We start from the raw sequence: 20,133 nt of genomic DNA on the forward strand, positions 1-20,133 counted from the left end.
GCCAGAGCCAGCAATCACTCAATTCGATGGGATCGATATAGGCCATCGAAATATTCCATGACCTCATGCTAGGCTGGGCCGCCAGCAAGGCGGGCGGGAGGTGCAGCGTGGCGGCCAATTCCTCGATCGATCCGATCGACATCGGGACCTTGCGGACGCTTGTGCTGGTCTACGACCTGCAGTCGTTCTCGGCGGCTGCCAAGCGGCTCGACGTCAACCAGTCCACCATCAGCTACGCGGTCGAGCGGCTGCGCGGTGCGCTCGGTGATCCCCTGTTTGTCCGCAACGGCAATGGCGTGACCGCCACCGAACGCTGCGCGGCGCTGGTCAGCTGGGCGCGGGACATGATCGGCGAGATCGACGGGCTTGCCTCACCGGCTGAATTCGATCCGGCGACGGTGCAGGGCAGCGTGACGATCTCCTGCAACTATCACGAACGCCAGACCCTGATGCCGCAGTTCAGTGCGCGGCTGCGTGCCGGCGCACCACGGGTCCGCCTCGTCCTGCTCGATGCCGCGGGCCATGGCGACATCCATCTCAAGCAGAACCAGTGCGACATCGTGCTCGGTCCGGTCGGGGTGGTCGGCGAAAGCTTCTTTCGGCGCCATATCCTCACCGATCACTATGTCTGCGTGATGGATCCGGCCAATCCGCTGGCGCGCGGCCGGATCGCATTGTCGGCCTATGCCAAGGCCGAACACGTCTTCATCACCCATAGCGGCGAGTGGCAGCCGCTTTATCTCGAGGCGCTCAAGGCGAGGGAGATCGAGATCGAGCCCGCGGTCAGCCTTCCGAACCACGACAGTCTGGAGCGCATCATCGCCGGCACAAGGCTCGTCGCGACCATCCCGCATCATCTGGCGCGGGCGATGCGCGGCGGCCTGCACGTCGCGTCGCTGCCGTTCCGTGTGCCGATCTCGATCGACATGTACTGGAGCGCCAGGACGGCCAAATCAGGTCTGCACAAATGGGCGCGCGGACTGCTGGCGGAGATCGCCAAGGCTTACGCGGCTTGACCAAGCTACGTGACGCTTGCGCTCTATCTAGCCCGTTCGTCATTGCGAGCGCAGCGAAGCAATCCATCTCGTCACTTGCGGGGCATGGATTGCTTCGCTGCGCTCGCAATGACGGCAATACCCAAAAAGAAAAGGCCCGCACCAATGGTGCGGGCCTTCGTCCGGCGCGTTGCTGCGCCGAGAGCATGGGGCATCAGAACACGTGGTAGAACACGTAGTACAGACAGCCCGAGAGGATCATCGCGGCCGGCAGGGTCAGTACCCAGGCCATCGCGATGTTGCGGATCGTCGCCCATTGCAGACCGGAGCCGTTGGCGGCCATGGTGCCGGCAATGCCTGACGACAGCACGTGCGTGGTCGAGACCGGCAGGCCGTAGCCATCGGCCGCCGCGATCGTCGCGGCCGCCGTGATCTCGGCGCATGCGCCCTGCGCGTAGGTGAGGTGGGTCTTGCCGATCTTCTCGCCGACGGTGACGACGATCCGCTTCCAGCCGACCATGGTGCCGAGGCCGAGCGCGATGGCGACGGCGAACTTCACCCAGCTCGGGATGAACTTGGTCGCGGCATCGAGCGAGCCCTTGTACTCGTTCAGCGTGGCGACGTCGGCGGCAGTCAGCTCGGCTTCCTTGTCCTTCATCAGGAAGCGGATCGCCTCGGACGCCAGGTACATGTCGTTACGGGTGTTGCCGACCGCGTCGGCCGGGAACTTGGCCAGCGATCCATACTGGGCAACCTGCTGGCCGATGTCGCGCACCAGCACCGCGAGCGAAGGATAGGTGCCTTCGTTGATCTGGTGCTGCGCGACATAGTTGGTCACGGCCGGGCGCGGATTGCCGATCACGTTGTAACCGGCGGCCTTGCCTTCGATGACCTTGCTGGCCGAGGTGGAGTGCGCGGCGAACTGCTCGATCTGGCTCGCGGGCAGCGCGCGGTTCAGCGCATAGGCGGTCGGCACGGTGCCGATCAGGATCAGCATGATCAGGCCCATGCCCTTCTGGCCGTCGTTCGAGCCGTGGAAGAAGCTGACCAGCGTGCAGGTCAGGATCAGGATGCCGCGGATCCACCACGGCGGCGGCTGGTTGCCGACCGGCTCGCCGAACAGCGCCGGCGTCGCGCGCGCCAGCACGATCTTGAGGATGTAGAGCAGGCCGGCGGCGAGCGCGAAGCCGAACAGCGGCGACAGCAGCAGCGCCTTGGCGATGTTGGTCGCCTGCGACCAGTCAACACCGGAGGTGCCGTCGCGGCCGCGCAGCAGCGCGTTGGTGATGCCGACGCCCATGATCGAACCGATCAGGGTGTGCGAGCTCGAGGCCGGCAGGCCGAGCCACCAGGTGCCGAGATTCCAGATGATGGCGGCGATCAAGAGCGCGAACACCATCGCAAAGCCGGCGCTGGAGCCGACCTGCAGGATCAGTTCGACCGGCAGCAGTGACACGATACCGAACGCGACGGCGCCGCTCGAGAGCAGCACGCCGAACAGGTTGAACATGCCCGACCAGACCACGGCGATATGCGCCGGCAGCGAGCGGGTGTAGATCACGGTGGCGACCGCGTTGGCGGTGTCGTGGAAGCCGTTGACGAATTCGAAGCCGAGCGCGATCAGCAGCGCGACGAACAGCATGATGTAGGGCAGGAACGACGTGACGCGCGTGCCGGTGGCGTCGACGTCGGCATAGATGCTGTAGGCAACGAACAGCAGCGCGGCTGCGACCACGCCCAAATAAATGATCCCCGTCATGGGGTGGAAGCCCTTGTCGAGGTCCGGACCCTTTTTCAGGGCGGGCTCGATCGAGCCGGGTAACGCCATATCGCTCATGGTAAACTCCTGTCCCAATGCCTCCGATTTTGATCGATGCATATGACAGGCAATTGAAATCCGCCCCGTGAAATGAACCGGCCACCCATGACGGTGGACATCCCGCGGAATTGTTGTGCAACGCATTGAAGGTCCACGGGCCTTCGCGGCCTCGTGGCAATCTTCAGCAACTGACGATCACCGATCGCGCAAAGACCGTGACTGAAGTCACCGTCCGGGTTTCGCGGAGCGAGACATGCGGAAGGCGCGGACGCCGGCTGCGAGACGTCGGGCCCGCGAAGCCACGCCACCGGGAATCGAGGTCACTGAAAATCCTGGCAACCAGGAATTCGAATAACCAGAAATCCGGCGCGTGCTGCGAGCAGGTGACTGAGGAGGGGAGGATTGCGAGATGAGGTGGCGCGCCGCACGATTGGGGCTAGCAAACCGCGCAGCGCGCCCGCCTCAGGTACGTCATGGCGTGAACATGACGCCCGATACCTTTGGAATACGTCACAGTACCACGGATCAATTAAAGGTTGTAGGTATTTGTCAGCGTCCAGAAACAATTTCACGTTGAAGTGTTGTCCCTGGTTCCGCCGGTTTGGCGCAACTCAGGCCGCGCGAGCCGCATTGCGCAACTGATCTGCGGCAATTTTCAGGTCGTCGACAAAGCGCTGATATTCCAGCGCTTTGGCTTTCTCGTCGGGCAGCCGCAACAGGTAGGACGGATGTACGGTGACGAGCACCTTGGTTCCGTCGTGATCGATCAGGCGGCCGCGGTTCTTGTTGATCGGGGTAATCTTGCCGAGCACGCTCTGCGCTGCGGTGGCGCCGAGCGCCACCACGAGTTCCGGCCTGATGGCGTCAAGCTCGCGCGCGTACCACTGGCGGCAGGCGCGGATCTCCTGTGTGCCCGGCTTCTGGTGCAGCCGGATCTTGCCGCGCGGCACGAATTTGAAATGCTTCACCGCGTTGGTGATGTAGACCTTGGCGCGCGCGATGCCGGCGTCCTCAAGCGCGCGATCGAGCATCTGCCCGGCCGGTCCGACAAAGGGATGGCCTGCGAGATCTTCCTTGTCGCCGGGCTGCTCGCCGACCAGCATCAGCGTCGCGTTTTGCGGGCCTTCACCGAACACGGTCTGGGTTGCGTCCTTCCACAGCGGGCAGGCGCGGCAATCGGCGGCCTCTTCGCGCAAGGCAGCGATCGTGTCGCGCGCTTGCATGTCGTGAGTTTGCTTGCGGGCCATCGGTTCATCCTGCGGCTTCGGCGGCCCGGCCGCCTTGCGTGCGATGAAGGGGCTGCTGGTCATGCGCATGGCGTCTTCGATCAGCGGCTTAATGATCGAGTCCTCGGGCAGGTTCCTCCAATAGGCCTGCGGCATCTCCATCACTTTCAGCCGCGCGGGATTGAAGAGGCCGTTGTCATAACGCCGCCAGGCCTCCTCGAGCCGATCCTCGCTCGGCACCTCGGATTTGGCGACGCCCGGCGAGATCGAGATCGCGTGCCCGTCCCAATGCGCGCAGACGTCGGGGGTCAGGATCGACCACGGCATGTCGGCGAAGCGGCCGGCGAAGAAAGGTGCGGCGAACTCGACGATGCGATGCTCGGGCTCGAACCAGGCGACGTAATGCGCTGTCCGCTCGCGGCCGATCTCGCGGAAGCGGAGCTGCGCGTGCATCCTGTCGATATCGCGATAGACCGCGCGCGCTATCGCGTGGACCTCGGCGACGTCAGGATCATCAGTCGCGCTGAGCAGATCATGATGACTGCGCAGCCGCCACAGCAGGCGATAGAGCAGGGCGAAGCGCTCGTCATTGCGATGCAGGATCGCGGTCTTTGCGAGCTCGACGAAAATGGCTGTCACGTTGAACCGCGCCTGCGGCGCATCGGGCAAGTCATTCAGGCAGGATGCTGATGACAGCTCGTCGTCCTTGCGTACGGTCCACGTGACCTCCGCAGGCTTCACGTCATTCAGCGCCAATCGCCGCGCGGCCTTGCGCCAGCCCTCGAAATCGGTGTCGTTGTCGAGCACGATGATACGCATGCGATTGCTCCGTTTCCGTCACGCCGCCATTTTCGGGGCCTACGCGCCTGACTTGCGGAAGAGCAGAGCCCGTCCGCTTCGGCGGCTGCTGAATCTCATTGATTCCACTCATGAATCGATGAGCTCACCAATCCGATTGACTCCACGGGCCCTGTTAGCTTTATATTAGAACATATCATGAACAATTGGGCCAGTCCCTGGTTCTCTGTTCTGGTCAGTGACGGCCTCAAATTTTCAGGTGGAAGGAGCGGCGCAATGAATGGCGCACGCACGGGTACGCTTGCGTCTCTGCGCGGCAGCATCGCGCGCATCGAGGCGCCATCGGAGGCGGCGATGCCGAACCGCATCGCGCTTGGACACACGAGCGCGGACGCGATGCTGCGCGGCGGGCTTGCACCGGCCGCGCTGCACGAGGTGTTCGCGGCCGGCCATCAAGGCGGCGCGGCGACCGGCTTCATCGCCGGGCTCGCCGGACGGGTGTCAGCGCGCAAGCCGCTGGTCTGGGTGCGGCAGGATTTTTCCGATCGCGAAAACGGCGCGCTGTCGATGCGCGGGCTTGCCGAGCTCGGCCTCGATCCGCGCCTCTTGGTCACCGTGCGTGCCGCCGATGTCGACAGCGGCCTGCGCACCGCGGCCGACGCGCTCGCCTGCGATGCGCTCGGCGCGGTCGTGCTCGAGATCTGGGGCCATGCGCGCCAGCTCGATCTCGTCGCCAGCCGCAAACTGACCTTGGCCGCGCAAGCCTCCGGCGTCACCGCGCTGATGCTGCGGATCGCGGCGACGGCGATCCCCTCGACCGCGGAGACGCGCTGGATCGTGCGCGCGGCGCATTCGCCGCCCGGCAATGCGGCCTGCGCCTGGGGCGCGCCGCGCTTCGAGGCCGAACTCGTGCGCAATCGTCATGGCCCGGTCGGGCGATGGATCATGGAATGGAAATGTGATGAGTGCCAATTCAGTGAACCGTCGGCGTATCCTCAGCCTGTGGCTGCCACGCCTGCCCATCGATCGCATCAAGCGCAAGCTCGCGCAGGACATCGCCTCGCAAGCTGATGCACGGGAGGTCGTAGGGCTCCCTCTCCCGCTTGCGGGGGAGGGCTGGGGTGGGGGTCTCGCCACGAGTCCCGCTGAGGAGAGAGCCCCCACCCGGATCGCATCTCGCGATGCGATCCGGCCTCCCCCGCAAGCGGGAGAGGCGAAGAAAGAACTTCGCTTTCTGCTGCAAGCGACAACAGTGCAAAAACTCCCCAGCGTCGTGGTCGCAAAGGACCACAACGCGATCCTGCTGCACGCGATCGACGAGGCGGCGGTGCGGGCCGGGCTGTCGATCGGGCTGCCGCTTGCCAATGCGCGGGCGATCTGCCCGGAGCTTACGGTCTACGACGCAGACCCCGCCGCCGATCTGAAGACGCTGAACGACATCGCCGACTGGTGCGACCGTTTTACGCCGCTGGTCGCGCTCGATCCGCCTTACGGGCTGTTCCTCGACATCACCGGCTGCGCGCATCTGTTCGGCGGCGAGCGCGCGCTGCTGCGGATCGTGACCAATGCGCTGAGCCGGCGCGGTTTTGCCGTTAGTGCGGCGATCGCCGGCACCTCGATCGCGGCGCGCACGCTGACGCGCTACGCCTCGGGGCAGATCATCGCCGATGGCGCGGAGGCGGAGGCGGTCGGCCCGCTGCCGGTGTCGGCGCTCGGCGCCGATCCTGCCGTCACCACCGGCCTGCGCCGCGCAGGCCTGAAGACCATCGGCGATGTCGCCTCGCGCGCGCCGCATGAGATCTCGGCGCGGTTCGGCGCTGATTTCACGACCTTGCTCGGCCACGCGCTCGGGCGGGGCGATGCCCCGATCAGTCCGCGCAAGCCGCTGCCCGATTACATCGTCGAGAAGCGTTTCCCCGAACCCATCGCAACCGACACCGTGATCGCGCTGACGCTCTCGAGCCTCGCCAAGACGCTGGTTGCGGCGATGGACAAGCAGGGCAAGGGCGCGCGGCAGCTGGAAGCGAGCTTCTTCCGTACCGACGGCGCGGTGCGCGCGATCCTGGTCGAGACCGGGCGTCCGGTGACGCGGCCGGAGATGATCGACCGCCTGTTCCGCGAGCGGCTCGATGCGCTCAACGATCCCCTTGATCCCGGCTTCGGCTTCGATCTCATCCGTCTTGCCGCGGGGCGTACCGAGATCGTGGTGCAGCAGCAGCGCGATCTCGACACCACCGTGCACGACAATGACGAGATATCGGCGCTGATCGACCGCATCGCCGCCCGCATCGGGGGAAAACGCGTCGTCGTGCATTTGCCCCTTGATAGCCATATCCCCGAACGCGCTGCGCTCGCGCTGCCGGCGCAGCATCATCTGGCCGCGGCGAGCGCGGCCGCCTGGCCGGAGCGCGTCGCCGGCGAGCCGCCGCTGCGGCCGCTCAGGCTGTTCGAGCGGCCCGAGCCGATCAAGGTGCCGTTCGCGAGTGTGCCGGATGGCCCGCCGCACCAGTTCACCTGGCGGCGCGCCTTGCATGCGGTGGTGCGGGTCGAGGGCCCCGAGCGCATCGCGATGGAATGGTGGAAGCAGGACGGCGCGGCGCTGACGCGCGATTACTTCCGCGTCGAGGACGCCGAGGGCCAGCGCTTCTGGATCTTTCGCGACGGCCTCTACGAGAGCGAGCTGCGCGACGAGGAAGGCAAGCCGGTCCTGGCCAACTGGTATGTGCACGGGCTGTTCGCATGAGCGCGCCTCTACCCGACTATGCCGAGATCGGCATCACCAGCAATTTCTCCTTCCTGCGCGGCGGCTCCGATCCGCGCGCCTATGTGCATCAGGCGAGCGAACTCGGGATCCCCGTGATCGGGCTCGCCGATCACAACACGCTGGCCGGCGTGGTGCGCGCCTGGAAGGAGCTCGACAGCGACAAGGTCGCCCATCCGCCCAAGCTTCTGATCGGCGCCCGCATCGTCTTCATCGACGGCACGCCCGATATCCTGGTCTATCCGCGCGACCGCGCCGCTTACGGCCGGCTGTGCCAGCTGCTCACCCGCGGCAAGCGCGGCGGCGGCATCGAACGGATCGAGAAGGGTGACTGCCGGCTCACTCTGTCCGATCTCATCGATTTCGCCGAAGGCCAGCTTTTGGTGCTGGCGCTGGCGCATCGTTTCGAAGAGGAGAAAGCGCTCGATCTGCTCGCGCGATTGAAGGCCAGCGCCGCCGATGGCGTCTGGCTCGCGGCAAGCCTGCTCTATCGCGGCGACGACAGGCGCCGTCTCGCGCGGCTGCATGGCCTCGCCGCCGATGCAGGTGTGCCGCTGCTTGCCACCAACGAGGTGCTCTATCACCATCCTGCGCGCCGCCCGTTGCAGGATGTGCTGACCTGCATCCGCGAAAAGACCACGATCGAGGCTGTCGGCCGCAGGCTCGAGGCCAATGCCGAGCGGCATCTCAAGCCGGCGCATGAAATGATCAGGCTGTTTCGCGATCTGCCGGATGCGATCGCGGAGACCATGCGCTTCGCGAAACGCATCTCCTTCTCACTCGACCAGCTCAAATACCAGTATCCCGACGAGCCGGTGCCGCCGGGCAAGACCGCGCAGCAGCATCTGGAAGACCTGACCTGGGCCGGTGTCGACAAATATTTCGGCGGCGAGATCGACGAAAAACTTCGCGCCACCCTGAACAAGGAGCTCGCGCTGATCGCCGAGCTGAAATACGCGCATTACTTCCTCACCGTGCACGACATCGTGCACTATGCGCGCAGCCAGAACATCCTGTGCCAGGGGCGGGGCTCGGCGGCCAATTCGGCGGTGTGTTACGTGCTCGGCGTCACCTCGGTCGATCCGACCAAGGTCGATCTGCTGTTCGAGCGCTTCATCTCCAAGGAGCGGCTGGAACCGCCCGACATCGACGTCGATTTCGAGCATTCGCGGCGCGAGGAGGTGATGCAATATGTCTATCGCCGCTACGGCCGCCACCGCGCGGCGATCATCGCCACCATCATCCATTATCGCCCTCGCAGCGCAATCCGCGACGTCGGCAAGGCGCTCGGGCTGACCGAGGACGTCACTGCGGCGCTCGCCGACACCGTGTGGGGTAGCTGGGGCAAGGGCCTCAACGACATGCAGGTGCGGCAGGCCGGGCTGGACCCGAAGAATGCGATGATCAATCTCGCGGTCGAGCTCGCCACCGAGCTGATCGAGTTTCCGCGCCATCTGTCGCAGCATGTCGGCGGCTATGTGCTGACCCAGGACCGGCTCGACACCTATGTGCCGATCGGTAACGCCGCGATGGACGACCGCACCTTCATCGAATGGGACAAGGACGATGTCGACGCGCTTCATATGATGAAGGTCGACGTGCTGGCGCTGGGCATGCTGACCTGCATCCGCAAATGCTTCGACCTGATCGATGACCACAAGGGCAAGCGTTGGGAGCTCGCTTCAGTCCCGCAGGACGAAAAAGAAGTCTACGACATGCTGTGCCGCGGCGAGTCGCTCGGCGTGTTCCAGGTCGAGAGCCGTGCCCAGATGAACATGCTGCCGCGGCTGAGGCCGCGCACCTTCTACGATCTCGTCATCGAGGTTGCGATCGTGCGTCCCGGTCCGATCCAGGGCGACATGGTGCATCCTTATCTCAGGCGGCGGAACAAGCAGGAGCAGGTGACCTATCCATCGCCGGCGCCAAACCAGGGCGACAAGAACGAACTCTACAACGTGCTGCACAAGACGCTCGGCGTGCCGTTGTTCCAGGAGCAGGCGATGCGGATCGCGATCGAGGCGGCACATTTCACCTCGGAAGAAGCTAACGGCCTGCGCCGCTCGATGGCGACCTTCCGCAACCTCGGCACCATCGGCAGCTATGAGGAGAAGCTGGTCGGCAACATGGTCGCGCGCGGCTACGATCCGGATTTCGCCCGCAGCTGCTTCGACCAGATCAAGGGTTTTGGGCAGTTACGGTTTCCCGGAAAGCCATGCCGCGAGTTTTGCCCAACTCGTCTACATCTCCTCATGGCTGAAGCACCATCATCCCGATGCGTTCTGCTGCGGCCTGCTCAACTCGCAGCCGATGGGCTTCTATGCCCCGGCGCAGATCGTCGGCGACGCCCGCAACAACGGCGTCACGGTGCGCGAGGTCGATGTCTCCTTCAGCTTTGCGCAGAACACCCTGGAGGAGAAGGTCGGCGATCATTGTGCGGTGCGGCTCGGCTTCCGCCAGATCGACGGCTTTCACTGGCTGGATGAGGACGAGGAGAGGTTGAAGCGGATGCAGGCCAGCCACAAAGAGGCTGTGCTCCCTCTCCCGCTTGCGGGGGAGGGGTGGGGTGGGGGTCTCTCCACGAGTCACGCTGAGGAGAGAGCCCCCACCCGCAGCGCATCCGCGCTGCGGCCTCCCCCGCAAGCGGGAGAGGCGAAGCAAGAGAAAGACTGGGCCGACCGCATCGTCGCCGCGCGCAACCGCCGGCCGTTCACCTCGCTGGAGGACTTCGCCCGTGACACCGCTCTCCCCAAGCGCGCGCTGATCCTGCTCGCCGACGCCGATGCGTTCCGCTCGCTCGGGCTCGACCGCCGCGAGGCGCTGTGGGCAGTGCGGCGGTTGCCCGACGACGTGCCGCTGCCGCTGTTCGAGGCCGCCACCGCGCGCGAGCAGCCGGATGAGGGCGCAAAACCGCTGCCGGAGATGCCGCGTCCCGAGCAGGTGGTCGCCGACTACCAGACCATCCGCCTCTCGCTGAAGGGCCATCCGATGGAATTCTTGCGCGAGATGTTCACCAGAGAGCGTGTCGTCGCCTGCCACACGATCAATCGCAGCAACGACCGCCGCCGCGTCAGTTGCGCCGGCGTCGTGCTGGTGCGGCAGCGGCCGGGCAGCGCCAAGGGCGTCGTGTTCATGACGCTGGAGGACGAGACCGGCATCGCCAACATCGTGGTGTGGCCGAAGGTGATGGAGCAGTACCGCAAGGAAGTGATGGGTGCGCGCCTGATCCTGGTCGAGGGCTATATCCAGAGCAGCCCCGAGGGCGTGACGCATCTGGTGGCGCAGCGCATGACCGACCGTTCCCACGACCTGATCGGCCTCGCCAACGAATCCCTCAGCAGCAAGCATCCGGTGCCGGCGGGCCCGGCGCTGATCGAGCCGCTCAACGACATCAGCCGCGATCACGGCGACAACCCGCCGCAAAGGATCCGCCACCCCCGCAACGTCCGCATCCTGCCGCCGTCGCGCGATTTTCATTGACGCCGGCGCGGGCCTCGATTTGACGCAGATCAAAGGCACCGCGGAGCTCCCGTAAGACAAAGGAAAAAAGGAGGCCGGGATGTCCGCAGCCGAGATTGCGAAGCTTCATTTCTCAGCCGCACTTGCCGAAGCGGAGGCCGCTGGGGTGGGGCACGACAGCCTCTGCCGCTCGCTGCTCGGCCTTGTCGTCTCGAAATACCTCGAAGACAGGAGCGTCTCCGACGTGCAGTCGGAGCTTCGCTTCATCGCCGACAATTGCGACCCTGACACGGACTTCGCGTTCATGCGCCCCTAACGCACGGAGCGCAGGGTAGATCGTAGCCTTCATCGCAGCGATAGTGTGCACCGCAACCAGCCGATCTCGTCCGGCCGGCGAACTCGTCTATTTCAAGAAGCAGGACAACTGCCAATATGCCTCGATCGGCGTTTCCCAGCACAAGGCGCACCACAACGCGCTATCGCCGTCCCACGCTGACGTTCGAAAACCTGATGGGCAAGGGAGCCCTACTTCTCCTATCTCGTGACGCTTGACGACGTGATCGCCTCGCGCGGCGGCAACCTCCTGATCGTCGACGGCAAGGTCGTCGGCGCCATCGGCGTCAGCGGCGGTTCGGGCTCGCAGGACAATGTGATCTCGCTCGCCGGCCAGGCCGCGTTGAAATGAGCAGCGACGTAATGCTTCTGCCGGGCTTCGGCCGGCAGAAGTTTTCTGATGAGGATCCTACGAACGGTCAACAATTTGTTCGGCTTTTCAGAATTTAACTTGACGCCGCACCCAACTCAGATGTTCAATGCGCCCGTCTCACCCGACACGAGGGGCGCTTCGCGGTCGTCACGAACGTGGGTCGAGATGCGGTGGACGCCGATTGCGCAACTGACGAGTGCGGATGAAGCGGACGGTGAAGTCGTGTGGTCCTGACGCCCTAGCGGCAGGTGTCTTTTCACAAAACGCGAACGCGTCTTGTGAAGGCGGTGACAAGCAAGCCCAGTCTCGCCGGGGAGAGCACGAAGTAAGCCGTAACCCATCGCGCAGGGAAAGCCGGATAGCTCCGGTTACACCTGTGGTCCTACCCCCGAGCTTTCTACCTTTTGCTCGGGGCCCATGGGTGCGATCGGCACCCGGCTTTCCCTGCGCCCTCCGTTCGAGAGAGGGCAACACACGAAGCAAACCTCGGGCACATCACGCCGCGAGAGTGCTGATCCGCGACTTACCTGCGAATGCTTACACGAAGCTTACAACCCGCTCGAATTTGGTGTCGTCCCGGGCAAGCGAAGCGCGACCCGGGACGCATAACCACAAATGTTAATTGTCTCGAGACGCTGGGGCCACAGCGTCATGTAACGATGATCACCTGTGGTTATGGGTCCCTGTTTTCGCAGGGACGACGGTTGAACGTGGTCCTGCGTTCGCAAGCGGATGAATTCTTCGGCAGCTGCATACTATTCCACCGCGGCCCCGACCGGCGGTCCGCCCGGCGGGCGGTGCAGGAAGGTGATCGACGCATATGCGCCGACCCACGAGCCGGCCGCTGCGAAGCCGACGTAGAGCCAGTTCTCGGTGTAGCTGATCACCGCATAGGAGGAGAGCACGTACCAGACGCTGCTCCAGGTCGCGGCCGGCACGCGCTTGCGCGCGACGACCGCCGAGGTGAACATGACATAGACCGCGTCGGTCGCCGCGGTCGCGAGGAAGACACCGCCGGCGGTAAGGGGATCGATGGCAGCCATTGCAACTCCTGTTCGGGTCGGGCAGAGCTAAGGCATGGTCCGGAAAAGTGTGAAACGGTTTTCCGAGAAGACCATGCCCAAACAAGGTTCGGGAACGTGTGATCTTGCCCAAATAAGGTATGACGGTTGGGGATCGGGCATTGCCATTTTGTCATCATGCTCGGGCATAGAATAATCGCAAACAGGAATGCGCATGCAGGACATCCGTGAAATCCTTTCCGATGTCTGGACCGGCACCGGTGGCGCGCCGTCCGCGCTCGATGCGGTCACGCTGACCGGCAGCGAGCCGCAATTGCCGTCGTCGTTTCGGGTCGCAGCGGCGGCGCAAGTACCGATTGCCGCGGCGGGCCTTGCGGCGGCCGAGATCTGGAAAGCCCGTAGCGGCGAGCCGCAGGACGTCGCGGTCGACATGCGCCATGCCGTCGTCGAATGTCGCAGCGAGCGATATCTGCGGGTCGACGACAAGCCGCCGCCGCCGGCCTGGGACAAGATCGCCGGCGTCTACCGTGTCCGCGACAATCGCTTCGTCCGCCTGCACACCAATTTCCCGCATCACCGCGACGCCGTCTGCAAGGTGCTGGGCTGCAATGCGGAGCGCGACGATGTCCAGGCCGCGCTGCTGCAATGGGACGGCGAGGCGTTCGAGACCGCGGCCTATGCGGCCGGCGGCGTCGCCGCCTTGATGCGCTCATATGACGAGTGGTCAGCGACGCCGCATGCAGGAGAGCTTGCAAGACTGCCGCTGATCTCGATCGAGAAGATCGGCGAAGCCGCGCCAAAGCCGTGGCCCGCGGGGAAGCGGCCGCTGGCCGGCATCCGGGTGCTCGATCTGTCGCGTGTGATCGCCGGTCCCGTCGCCGGCCGCACGCTCGCCGCGCATGGCGCCGACGTGCTGCTGATCTCCGGTCCCGATCTGCCTGATATCCCCTGGCTCACCATCGACACCGGCCGCGGCAAGCTGACGAGCTTTCTCGAGCTGCGCGGCGAGGAAGGGCGGGTTGTGATGCGCGGCCTCGTCGCACAGGCCGATATTCTCTCGCAGGGCTATCGTCCGCAGGCGATTGCGCGGCTCGGCTTCTCGCCGGAGGAAGCGGCCCGCATCAATCCCGGGATCGTCTATGTGACGCTCTCGGCCTATGGCCATGCCGGTCCATGGGCGGAGCGCCGCGGCTTCGACTCGCTGGTGCAGACCACGACCGGCTTCAATCATGCCGAGGGGCAGGCCGCCGGCGTCGACGGACCGAAGGAATTGCCGGCCCAGATGCTCGACCACGCCACCGGATACTTCATGGCGTTCGGCGCCATGATGGCCAGGGCACGCCAGGCGCGCGAGGGCGGCAGCTGGCACGTCCGCCTGTCGCTGGCGCAAACCGGGCGCTGGCTGTGGAATCTCGGCCGGCTCGAAGGAGGCCTTGCCACCGAGGACCTGAAGGCGGATGCGGTGCAGCCCTTCATCGAGCGGCTTCCGTCCGGCTTTGGCACGCTGAGTTCGGTCCGGCACGCCGCCATCCTGTCGCGGACCCCGGCCCATTGGGCCCGTCCGGCGATGCCGCTCGGCAGCCATCCTGCTGAGTTTCCCGCTCCAGGGTTTCCTGCCCCGGAGTTTCCCGGATGAGGCATTCAGTCGCCATTCAGGCAATCCGAACTTTAACCACGCGCACCGCCGAAGTGCGATTTTTAGGTTGTTTGAAACGCCAATTCGGCACTATTAGCGCACCGCTGGGGTTGTCCCGCCGGAAGCTGCAACGATCGACCCCGCGGACCGCATGCTGAAAGAGTTTATCAAGCGAATGCAGAGCTTTAGCCGCCCGCGCCTGCTCGTGGCCACGGCGGTGCTGGTGGTCGCCTGCGCGGGCGCCTATGGCTACACGCGGTTCGGCTCGGACAAGCAGGCACCGTCGGAAGTCTCTAGCCAGTCCCGCAAGGGCGGCACGCGCTATTCGCCATCGCCGGCCGAGTGGGCGAGCCTGACCTTCCAGACCGTGGCCGAGCACACCTTCCGCTCCGAACTGGTGACCGAGGGCAAGATCGGGATCGACGAGGACCGCTCTACCCCGGTCTACTCGCCCTATACCGGGCGGGTCACCCGCCTCCTGGTGCGGCCGGGCGATACCGTGGTGAAGGGGCAGCCGCTGTTCGTGATCGAAGCGGCCGACACCGTGCAGGCGCAGAACGACTACGTCGCCGCGACGACCGGCCTCAACAAGGCCCAGTCGGCGCTCGACCTGGCGCAGATCCAGGAGAAGCGCGCCAAGGACCTGTCCGAGGGCAAGGCGATCCCGCTGAAGGATTATCAGACTGCGCAGGCGACGCTGGTGCAGGCGCAGAACGATGCGCGCTCGGCGCAGACGCTGCTGGAAGCCGCCCAGAACAAGCTGCACATCCTCGGTTTCGGCGACGAAGCCATCACGACCTTGCAGCAGAAGGGCCGCCTCAATCCGGAGACGACGGTGTTCGCGCCGATCGGCGGCACCGTGGTCCAGCGCAAGGCCGGCCCCGGCCAGTATGTCTCGACCGGCGCCAGCGACCCGGTCTATGTGATCGGCGATCTCTCGACGGTCTGGCTGATCGCCTTCGTCCGCGAATCTGACGCCGACAATGTCGCGGTCGGGCAGGACCTCAGCTTCAGCGTGATGGCGCTGCCGGGCAAGGTGCTGAGCGCCCGGGTCAACTATGTCGCCGCCGCGATCGATGCGACCTCGCGCCGGCTCCTGGTCCGCGCCACCATCGACAACGCCGACAATCGGCTGAAGCCCGAGATGTTCGCCAATGTGACGCTGTATTCGAAGGGCGACCACCCGGCCGTCGGCGTGCCGAAACAGGCGCTGATCTACGAGGGCGATCAGGTTCGCGTCTGGGTCGCGAAGGCCGACGACAAGACCATCGAGCTGCGCCAGATCAAGCCCGGCCTCATCAATGGCGACCTCGTCGAGGTCGCCGGCAATCTCAAGCCGGGCGAGCAGATCGTGACGAAGGGAAGCCTCTTCATCGACCGCGCCGCATCAGGTACCTAGCAGCATGATCCGGAAAAGTGGGAACCGGCTTTCCCTCGCGACAAACGCCGAACGCGTTTGCGCGGAGACCATGCTCACCAAGAAAAATCCTCTCCGTTGAAAGTGCCGATCTGAATGGATCGCCTCGTCGCCCTTGCCGTCAATCGCCGCTACTTGATGGTGGCCATGTTCGTCGTCGTCCTCATCGGCGGCCTGTTTGCGTTCAAGCAGCTCAATATCGAGGCCTATCCCGATCCGACCCCGCCGATGGTCGACATCGTGACGCAGAGCCCGGGCCTCTCGGCCGAGGAGATCGAGCGCTATATCACGATCCCGATCGAGACCCAGGTCGCCGGCATCAAGAACCTCAAGACCATCCGCACGATCTCGCTGTACGGCCTCTCCGACGTCAAGCTGCAGTTCTCCTTCGACTACACCTATGACGAGGCGCTGCAGCAGGTGCTGAACCGGCTGTCGCAGCTCGCGCCGCTGCCCGGCAACGTGCAGCCCGGCATCTCCCCGACAAGCCCGATCGGCGAAATCTTCCGCTACCGGCTGAAGGGACCGCCGAACTACAGCGTGCTCGACCTCAAGACGCTGCAGGACTGGGTGCTGCAACGCCGCTTCCGCGCGGTGCCTGGCGTGATCGACGTCACCGGCTGGGGCGGCAAGACCAAGACCTACGAGATCCAGGTCGACTTCAACAAGCTGGTCGCCAACGGCCTGACGTTGCCGCAGGTGCTGCAGGCGGTTTCCAACGCCAACATCAATGTCGGCGGCAACACCGTGAACATCGGCTCGCAATCGGCCGTGGTGCGCGGCGTCGGTCTGATCCGCTCGATCGACGATCTCGCCAACACCATGATCTCGCAATCAGGCGGCAATCCGGTGCTGGTCAGGGACGTCGGCGCCGTCACGATCGGCGAGAAGCCGCGGCTCGGCATCGCCGGCATCGACAATGACGACGACATCGTGCAGGGCATCGTGCTGATGCGCCGCGGCGAGCAGAGCTCGCCGACCATTGCCCGCGTCGAGCAGCTGGTCAACCAGATCAACAATTCCTCGATCCTGCCGCCGGGCGTCAAGATCGAGCGCATCTACGACCGCAAGGATCTGATCGAGCTCACCACCCACACCGTGCTGCACAACATGGTGGTCGGTATCCTGCTGATCGTGCTGTTGCAGTGGATCTTCCTCGGCGATCTCCGCAGCGCGCTGATCGTCGGCGCCACGATCCCGTTCGCGTTGTTCTTCGCCGTGATCATCCTGGTGCTGCGCGGCGAATCCGCCAATCTGCTCTCGGTTGGCGCGATCGATTTCGGCCTGATCGTCGATGCCACCGTGATCATGGTGGAGGCAATCTTCCGTCGGCTGTCGCAGACCACCGCGCTCTCGGAAGACGAGCGGAGCCACATCTCCGAGGATACGGTGATGGGGATGAAGAGCCATGCGATCCTGTCGGCGGCGGCCGACGTATCGCGCTCGATCTTCTTCGCCGCGACCATCATCGTCGCCGCGTTCCTGCCGCTGTTCACGCTGGGCGGCGTCGAGGGCAACATCTTCGGGCCGATGGCGCGAACCTATGCCTATGCGTTGGCGGGCGGATTGCTGGCGACGTTCACGATCACGCCGGCGCTGAGCGCGCTCATCCTGCCGGCGCATATTCACGAGACCGAAACCTGGATCGTCAAGAGGCTCGATGCGATCTACGTTCCGGCGCTGAACTGGGCGATCACCAACCGCAAGATCGTGATGGCCGGTGCGGCCGGCCTCGTGGTCATGACCATCATCTTCGTGCGGTTCCTCGGCCTCGAATTCCTGCCCAAGCTGGAAGAGGGCAATCTCTGGATCCGCGCCACGCTGCCGCCGACGATCTCGCTGCAGGAGGGCAACGCCTATGTCAACGAGATGCGGAAGCTGATCAGCAGCCGTCCCGAAGTGGTGTCGGTGGTGTCGCAGCACGGGCGCCCCGACGACGGCACCGACGCCGCCGGATTCTTCAATGCCGAATTCTTCGCGCCGCTGAAGCCTGCCGGCGAATGGCCGGGCACGCACGACAAGGACGTCCTCACCGCGCAATTGCTCGCGCAGTTGCAGGACAAGTTCCCCGGCGTCGAATTCAACTTTTCGCAATACCTGCAGGACAACGTGTCGGAGGCGGTGTCCGGCGTGAAGGGCGAGAACTCGATCAAGCTCTATGGCAACGATTTGCAGGCGCTGACCGACACCGCCAACAAGATCAAATCCGTGCTGTCGACCGTGCAAGGCGTCACCGACCTCGCAGTGTTCACCTCGCTCGGCCAGCCGACCGTCCAGATCGACGTCGACCGGGTGCGGGCGGCGCGCTACGGCCTGTCGCCTGGCGACATCAACGCCACGATCAAGGTCGCCGTCGGCGGCGACACCGCGGGCGATCTCTATGAACCCGGCAGCGACCGGCACTTTCCGATCATCGTCCGCCTTGCGCCGGAATATCGCAAGAGCGCGGAGGCGATCCAGAACCTGCGGATCGGCGCAGCCAATCCGAATGGCGGGGTCACGCAGATCCCCCTGAGCGAGGTCGCCTCGATCAAGCTGATTTCGGGCGCTGCCTACATCTATCGCGAGCAGCAGGAGCGCTATCTGCCGATCAAGTTTTCGGTGCGTGACCGCGACCTCGGCAGCGCGATCCTGGAGGCGCAGCAGAAGGTCAACGAGCAGGTCCAGTTGCCACCCGGCTCGCGTATCGAATGGGTGGGCGAGTTCGGCAATTTGCAGGACGCGATCAAGCGGCTGTCGATCGTGGTGCCGATCAGCCTCGTGCTGATCGCGGTGCTGCTGTTCCTCAATTTCGGCTCGATGGTCGACACCGTGCTCGCGATGAGCGTGATCCCGATGGCGATCTTCGGCGGTGTGCTCGGGCTGTTGATCTCGGGCATTCCGTTCAGCGTGTCGGCGGCGATCGGCTTCATCGCGCTGTTCGGCATCGCCGTGATGGACGGCATCATCATCCTGTCGCAGTTCAACCAGCTGATCGACGAGGGCTATGACCGGATGCGCGCGGTGATCCGTACCGGCGAGCTGCAGCTTCGTCCGGTGTTGATGACGTGCGTCGTCGCCGGCATTGGCCTGTTGCCGGCGGCGGTGTCGGAGGGCATCGGCTCGCAGGTGCAGAAGCCGCTCGCCATCGTCGTCGTCACCGGCATGATGCTGGCGCCGCTGGTGATCCTGATCACGCTGCCGGTGCTGATCTCCTACTTCTCGCGGCGGCCGAAGGACAACGTCAGGTAAAGCCGTAGAGCCGCGCCGGATTGTCGACCAGGATGGTCTTGCGCAGCGCGGCATCCGGCGCCCAGACCGGAAGCTGGTTGAGGAGGCGGCCGTCGTCGATCTGGTACAGCGGCGTCACGTCGGTGACCTTCTTGCCTTGGGGTGTCACCGAATCCGGGTGCGGCCAGTCGGTGCCCCAGACGATGCGCTCGGCATTGGCCGCGATCAGCGCCTGGGCCAGCGGCGCGGCGTCGGCATAGTCGGGCGCGAGCCTGGAGGCGCGGTAGGCGCCGGAAATCTTGACATACGCCTTGCCGGATTTGACCAGCGCGAGCAGGTCGTCAAATCCCGGCTGGCCCGTGCCGAGCGCGGCCTCGGCGCCGCCGAAATGGTCGAACACGACGGGTACCGGCGCTGCGGCGACCAGGTCCTTGATCGCCGAGATCATGGCGAGGCTGGTGAACAGCTGCACGTGCCAGCCGCGCGCCTTCATCCGCTCGACCGCGGCCGAGAAGCGCTGCCGGCCGACATTGGGATCGTTGACGCCGCCGGTCGCCAGGTTGAGGCGGATGCCGCGGAAGCCGGCCTTCTGCATCGCGTCGAGATCGCTCTCGCTGGTCTTGTCGTCGATCACGGCAACACCGCGCGCCGTGGGACCGCGCGCCGTCATGCCGAACAGCGTCGACGAATTGTCGGGGCCATAGACGCTCGGCGTCACGATCACCACGCGCTCGACATGCAGCGCCTTGTGCAACGCGCTCATCTCCTCCGGCGAGGCCGGCTCCGGCGTGTAGACGCGGCCGGCGAAGAACGGGAATTTCGCGGGATCGCCATGGATGTGGGTGTGGCAGTCGCAAGCGCCGGCAGGCACGTCGAAGTTCACTGGAGTGGATGGTTGCGATGCCTTGGAAAATGCGTTGCTGCTGGTCATGGTCACTCCCGCTGCGATGGAAGCCAGCATCATACTGCGTCGCGTCAGCATTGGACGTCTCCCTGCGTGCTCGGCTGTTATGCGCGCACTCCGCGCACCGGCATTGTTGACGGCCGGCGGGGGAGGTTATCGGCGGAGAGAGCGGGCGAAAAGGTC

At 64.9% G+C, this 20,133-nt stretch carries 12 protein-coding genes and 1 pseudogene; 9 read left to right on the forward strand and 4 right to left on the reverse strand.

The window, feature by feature from the left end:
• The first annotated feature begins 107 nt into the window (after nucleotides 1-107).
• Nucleotides 108-1,016, forward strand: a complete 909-nt coding sequence (locus ACVIGB_RS46950) for a LysR family transcriptional regulator (protein WP_456724144.1) — start codon at nucleotides 108-110, stop codon at nucleotides 1,014-1,016.
• A gap of 193 nt (nucleotides 1,017-1,209) precedes the next feature.
• Here ACVIGB_RS46950 and ACVIGB_RS46955 read toward each other — a convergent pair whose 3' ends face one another.
• Together ACVIGB_RS46955 and ACVIGB_RS46960 are read right to left on the reverse strand one after the other, a co-directional pair.
• Nucleotides 1,210-2,832, reverse strand: coding sequence for an inorganic phosphate transporter (locus ACVIGB_RS46955; RefSeq protein WP_456724143.1), 1,623 nt, complete (start codon nucleotides 2,830-2,832; stop codon nucleotides 1,210-1,212).
• Nucleotides 2,833-3,425: 593 nt separating this feature from the next.
• Nucleotides 3,426-4,859 carry a UdgX family uracil-DNA binding protein gene (locus ACVIGB_RS46960; protein WP_456724142.1) on the reverse strand — a complete coding sequence of 478 codons (1,434 nt, stop codon included), beginning with the start codon at nucleotides 4,857-4,859 and terminating at the stop codon, nucleotides 3,426-3,428.
• A gap of 255 nt (nucleotides 4,860-5,114) precedes the next feature.
• On the opposite strand from ACVIGB_RS46960, the gene ACVIGB_RS46965 reads away from it, so the two are divergent.
• The 5 genes and pseudogenes from ACVIGB_RS46965 (at nucleotide 5,115) to ACVIGB_RS46985 (ending at nucleotide 11,740) form a co-directional block, all read left to right on the forward strand.
• Nucleotides 5,115-5,909 carry an ImuA family protein gene (locus ACVIGB_RS46965; protein ID WP_456724141.1) on the forward strand — a complete coding sequence of 265 codons (795 nt, stop codon included), beginning with the start codon at nucleotides 5,115-5,117 and terminating at the stop codon, nucleotides 5,907-5,909.
• A complete protein-coding gene (locus tag ACVIGB_RS46970; protein WP_456724140.1) occupies nucleotides 5,800-7,581 on the forward strand; it encodes a Y-family DNA polymerase in 1,782 nt (593 codons plus the stop codon). The genes ACVIGB_RS46965 and ACVIGB_RS46970 overlap by 110 nt, the downstream gene beginning before the upstream one ends.
• Nucleotides 7,578-11,076 (forward strand): annotated as a pseudogene (locus ACVIGB_RS46975) (error-prone DNA polymerase). The gene ACVIGB_RS46970 and the pseudogene ACVIGB_RS46975 overlap by 4 nt, the downstream one beginning before the upstream one ends.
• Nucleotides 11,077-11,155: 79 nt before the next feature.
• Nucleotides 11,156-11,371 carry a hypothetical protein gene (locus ACVIGB_RS46980; protein ID WP_173641757.1) on the forward strand — a complete coding sequence of 72 codons (216 nt, stop codon included), beginning with the start codon at nucleotides 11,156-11,158 and terminating at the stop codon, nucleotides 11,369-11,371.
• Between the two features lie 225 nt (nucleotides 11,372-11,596).
• Nucleotides 11,597-11,740 (forward strand): heme-binding protein, encoded by a 144-nt coding sequence (locus ACVIGB_RS46985; RefSeq protein ID WP_456724138.1) that lies wholly within the window; start codon nucleotides 11,597-11,599, stop codon nucleotides 11,738-11,740.
• Nucleotides 11,741-12,516: 776 nt separating this feature from the next.
• Here the strand turns inward: ACVIGB_RS46985 and ACVIGB_RS46990 are convergent.
• Nucleotides 12,517-12,804, reverse strand: a complete 288-nt coding sequence (locus tag ACVIGB_RS46990) for a hypothetical protein (RefSeq protein ID WP_298367356.1) — start codon at nucleotides 12,802-12,804, stop codon at nucleotides 12,517-12,519.
• A gap of 193 nt (nucleotides 12,805-12,997) precedes the next feature.
• Between ACVIGB_RS46990 and ACVIGB_RS46995 the strand changes: the two genes are divergently transcribed.
• The 3 genes from ACVIGB_RS46995 to ACVIGB_RS47005 all read left to right on the forward strand — a co-directional run bounded on the left by ACVIGB_RS46995 (nucleotide 12,998) and on the right by ACVIGB_RS47005 (nucleotide 19,067).
• Nucleotides 12,998-14,419: a CoA transferase gene (locus ACVIGB_RS46995; protein ID WP_456724137.1), complete on the forward strand. Its 1,422-nt coding sequence runs from the start codon at nucleotides 12,998-13,000 to the stop codon at nucleotides 14,417-14,419.
• Nucleotides 14,420-14,570: 151 nt separating this feature from the next.
• Nucleotides 14,571-15,818: an efflux RND transporter periplasmic adaptor subunit gene (locus tag ACVIGB_RS47000; protein ID WP_456724136.1), complete on the forward strand. Its 1,248-nt coding sequence runs from the start codon at nucleotides 14,571-14,573 to the stop codon at nucleotides 15,816-15,818.
• Between the two features lie 114 nt (nucleotides 15,819-15,932).
• A complete protein-coding gene (locus ACVIGB_RS47005; protein WP_456724135.1) occupies nucleotides 15,933-19,067 on the forward strand; it encodes an efflux RND transporter permease subunit in 3,135 nt (1,044 codons plus the stop codon).
• Here ACVIGB_RS47005 and ACVIGB_RS47010 read toward each other — a convergent pair.
• Nucleotides 19,060-20,028, reverse strand: coding sequence for an amidohydrolase family protein (locus ACVIGB_RS47010; protein ID WP_456724134.1), 969 nt, complete (start codon nucleotides 20,026-20,028; stop codon nucleotides 19,060-19,062). The two genes, ACVIGB_RS47005 and ACVIGB_RS47010, sit on opposite strands and share 8 nt — an antisense overlap.
• Between the last annotated feature and the right edge of the window lie 105 nt (nucleotides 20,029-20,133).

The sequence above is a fragment of the Bradyrhizobium sp. USDA 4341 genome (assembly GCF_054063755.1).